The sequence below is a fragment of the Frankia sp. CcMO1 genome (assembly GCF_977945845.1).
In genome coordinates, this window is the sequence record NZ_CDWTMG010000120.1 from 1 (window position 1) to 3,752 (window position 3,752).

At 70.4% G+C, this 3,752-nt stretch carries 2 protein-coding genes; both read right to left on the reverse strand.

What is annotated here, in order from left to right; all coding sequences use genetic code 11:
- Window positions 1–53 precede the first annotated feature (53 nt).
- Window positions 54–1,142 carry a phosphatase PAP2 family protein gene (locus AC08OU_RS14885; protein WP_476600531.1) on the reverse strand — a complete coding sequence of 363 codons (1,089 nt, stop codon included), beginning with the start codon at window positions 1,140–1,142 and terminating at the stop codon, window positions 54–56.
- A gap of 410 nt (window positions 1,143–1,552) precedes the next feature.
- Window positions 1,553–2,728, reverse strand: coding sequence for a L,D-transpeptidase (locus AC08OU_RS14890; protein ID WP_476605150.1), 1,176 nt, complete (start codon window positions 2,726–2,728; stop codon window positions 1,553–1,555).
- Between the last annotated feature and the right edge of the window lie 1,024 nt (window positions 2,729–3,752).

Sequence of the window (3,752 nt, forward strand, 5' to 3'; positions counted from 1 at the left end):
CAGATCCAGATCCAGGCCGACACGGTCGGATCGGCATCGGCCACCCACCGCGATCAGTTCGCGTGCGCTCCGTCGGCTCGCGCCACCGGCGTGACCCGCACCGCCATGCTGGAGGTGGCCGGCGGGGCGGGCGGAGGCGCCGGTGACGGGCGGGGTGCCAGGGAAGACGGTTGCGGTGACTGGGAAGGCGGGCGGGGTGCCAGGGCAGACGGCGGCGGTGACTGGGAAGGCGGGCGGGGTGCCAGGGCAGACGGCGGCGGTGACTGGGAAGGCGGGCGGGGTGCCAGGGCAGACGGCGGCGGAGACGGCGGTGGCACGGACACCGGTGCCAGCGCGTTCGGCGCAAGCGGCGATCCGACTTCCGGCACGGCCGGCTGCCCGGCGGCGCTCCCCACGAAACCGACCCGGGACCGCCACCCGGCGACGAGCGCAACCGCACCGGCGGCGACGCCCAGGACCGCCCATCCGGCGACGGCGTCCAAGAGATAGTGGTTCGACGTCGACATGACGACGAACAGGGTCGCCGCCGGATAGAGCGCGCCGAGCACCCGGAGCAGCGGTCGGCGCCCGAAGCGCACCAGCAGGAAACCGCACCACAACGACCATGCGCAGTGCAGCGACGGGAGCGCGGCGTACTGGTTCGTCAGTCCCTCCAGGCCGTTCGGGGCGGCGCTCGCGCTACCGCTCCACCATCCCCAGCCCTCGAAGTGGGACATGGTGTCGACATAGGACGTGCCGGTGAGCAACCGGGGCGGGGCGGTCGGGAACAGGAAGAACCCGACCAGGCAGATCAGAGTGGTGATCACCAGCGTCCAGCGGACCTGGGCGTACCGGGGGGAGTGCCGACGATGCATCCACACCAGCAGGGCCGGCGTCACGACGAAGTGCAGCGTCGCGTAGTAGTAACAACAGAGGATCGCCAACACCGGTACACTCTGCAACCAGCGGTTGAGCCCGAGCTCGGGATCGAGGTGCAGGAAGGTCTCCAGGCGCAGGAGATCGTGGCCCATCCGCATCGCCTCGCCGGTGGAGGCGTCGGCCACGGCGCGGGTGCCGGTGTAGGAGTAGTACAGGATCACCAGCATCAGCACCTCGACCCACCAGACCGGCAGGCCGGTGGTCTGGTGGCGCAAGCGCCTCACTATGCACCTCTCGAACGTCGCACCCGCGCGAGACGCCGCGCCCGCGCGCCTCTACGCCCTCGGGCAGGACCGCACGCGCGAACAGACCGGCGCACCAACCGTCGCGACGGGCCGGAGCGTCTCGACAGCTCGCTCTCCATACCCTTACTCAACAGCATGAGCCGTTCGCAACCGTCACGGGCCGATCCGTCGTTTACGACGCCTCCCCCGGGCGGAAATTCACCGCCTGCTCGCCCGCCCGGCTCCTCCCCCTGACCGGCTGTCCCCGCCCCGCGCCACTCCGCCGCCCCGCGCCATCCCGCCACCGCGGTGGGAGCGGCCGAGGGCGCATATTGACGACGCCCGGCACCGAGCTGGTCGGGCCGGGCGTCGTCCACGCTGCCGCGGCTGCGAGACCCGCGATCGCCCGGTCAGGCGCCGGCGCCCGCCGAGCCGGTCCTGGGGATGGCGGCCGCAGGCCCGGGCGTGACGGTGCTCACCGCGGAGTCGAGGCTCACCGCGGGGGCGAGCTGGTCGGACACTGGCAGCGCGCTGCCCGCCTTCCACGTGGCCCAGGGGACCGACCACGCGTTGCCGAGCTGTGAGGTGTCCGGCAGCCGACCGGTGTTGACGATGTCGATGATGTCACCGAGCCGGGTGAAGCTGTAGAACCACTGGGCGTCGGCGGGTGAGGCGTTCACGCACCCATGGGAGACGTTGGCTCGTCCCTGGGAGGGCACCGACCAGGGCGCGGAATGCACGTACTGCCCGCCACTGGTGTAGTGGACCGCCCACTGGACCTTCTCGTAGTAGTAGTCCGGGTCGCCCTGGGGGATGCCTACGGTGGCCGAATCCATGATCACTTCAGCTGACTTGCCCAGCACGTTGTGCGGGCCATCCATGCTCGGCAGACTGGGTTTGCCGAGGCTGACCGGCATCGTGCGCAGCAGTTGCCCGTCCCGGAAGACCTTCATCGTGTGGGTGGCCGAGTCGACCTTGGAGACCTGGGCGGAGCCGATGACGAAGTCCATCGCCCGGTCCTTGACCCCCAGCCGGCCCCCGCCCGCGTCGTAGCCGGCGAAGTTGGCCTCGACGTGCACCTTCGTCCCGGGCTTCCAGTACTCCTTCGGCCGCCACATGACGACCCGGTTCGACAGCCAGTTCCACGCGCCGAGGACCGGCGGATCGGTCCGTACGACCAGCCGGCTCTGGACGGCGGCCCGACTGGGCGCGGGCGCGCTGAACGTCAGGCTGATCGGCGCGCCGATCCCGACGGTCTGGCCCGCGACCGGCTCCCAGGAGACCTTGAACGACTTCGCCGGGACGCCGGTCACGAAGCCGGTCCGCACCGACGTCGTCCCGACGATGCCCGTCGCCGGGGACGTGGACGCCTCGACGTCGTACCGCGAATCGGCGAACAGCCCACCGGAGGATGTCCAGGTCCGATGATCGGCCGAGAAGGTGCCGAGCAGTATCCCCGGCTCCGTCTTCTCCGACGCGCTCGCCCTCCGGTTGACGGAAACCGCGGCCAGCGGGGCGTTGCCGCGCACGACGACCGGGCTGGTCAGCGCCACCCCGGTGGCGCCGTCCCCCGGCGTGACCGTCACGCTCGCCGCCGGATCCGGCGCGGGGGTGGCCCCGGCCGGCGCCGGTGATGCCCCCCCGCCGGAACAGGCCGCCGCGGACAGCACCGCGGCAAGCAGAAGCGTCCCCCCCGGCCACCGCCGGGGCCGGCGACCAGGCGATCCCGCCGGCCGGGATTCCAGCCGGGCCGAGCGACCCCACCCACGGAAAATACGTGAGGGAATCATTACCGAGCGAGACATGTAATGCCCCCTCTTGAAGACCGCGCCGGCAGCGTCGCCGGACGGGAAGCTACGTCCGAACGGTACCCAGAGATCAACCCCACGTATCCTCGATTAGCGGAATCTACGGCGCCAACCGGAAGATCATCACCCAGCGTCGAGCATCTTAATACGGAGAGTAGCACTCTCCAGGCGTCCCACATACACCCCTCCCCTTCTCCCCTTCTGACGCACGAACGCCTTCCCGAGTTGCCCGGCCCGGAGGACATTTCACCGACCACCCGAAACGACGGCCAGAACCCGCGGCGATATCAAAGAAGACGCAACCCGTCACCCGTGCAGATGAGTTTCCGCAACCAGAGACGACCGGGCGGTACACGGCACCGCCGGCATGCGAGACCATTGACGTCTCGCTGACTTTCCATTACCGGAAGCCACCCGGACGGGTCACCACCGCGTGATCCCACCCCGCGGTCCACCTGGCCCGGAGGGGCACCCCGGCGACAGGCCGAGGCGAGGGGCCGGAGGACGAACGGCACGACGAACGGCACGAGCCGGGCGCGCGAAACTCACTGTCGGTCCGGGAGGTCACCCGGTCCAGCAGAATGGTCAGGCCACGTTCGGCGGTCTCCGGCCCGCACCGGTGCCGGCACGACGCGCCGGGACGGTCGGACCCGCGGCAGGCCGATCGACCCGGCCGGGCGAAAGGCGCACTCCGGATAAGGGAAATGACCGTCCCACGACAGGGAGGCCACATGGCGATCGTTCTCGGGCCCAATCAGTATGGAAAGGCGGAGGTCCGTCTCGTCCACGTAGGAGTCGAAAT